The organism is Halorubrum sp. SS7, from assembly GCF_005435055.1.
GTDB lineage: Archaea > Halobacteriota > Halobacteria > Halobacteriales > Haloferacaceae > Halorubrum > Halorubrum salinarum.
On sequence record NZ_SGXV01000348.1, the window covers coordinates 1 to 421 of the forward strand.

The window sequence follows — 421 nt, forward strand, 5'->3', positions numbered from 1 at the left end:
GAGAAACTCGCTCGCACCGAGAGCGACGTCGGCGAGCCGTCGCAGTTCACCGCCTCTCAGTCAAAAGAAACCCGGTGAGAACGCGAGGTATTGTCGAGAATTGCTAACTTTTGTGTAGGAGCCGTCCCGAGCCTGAACAATGAGGCTTCGTGGCCGTCCGACCTCGTTCTGACTCCTACTTCTACTGCTTGGACAGCTATCGGCTCGCCGGTGGCACAGCGCTACTCGTGACCCCGTCCGGCGAACTCGTGGGACCGCCGACCGGACCGCTCGACAACGCACCGATCGAGAACTTTCTCCTTCCCGGTTTCGTGTTGCGTCTGGTGTTCGGTCTGGTGTCATCGATCGTCTGTTACAAGCTCTACACGCGGCGACGGTGGGCCCGGCCGGGAGCGATCGGCGTCGCGCTGGCGCTCCTCGT

At 61.8% G+C, this 421-nt stretch carries 1 protein-coding gene; it reads left to right on the plus strand.

Going from position 1 to position 421, the window contains the following annotated elements:
• Positions 1–227: 227 nt before the first annotated feature.
• On the plus strand, positions 228–421 hold a 194-nt coding region (locus tag EXE44_RS21225), incomplete at its 3' end, for a hypothetical protein (protein ID WP_206750408.1).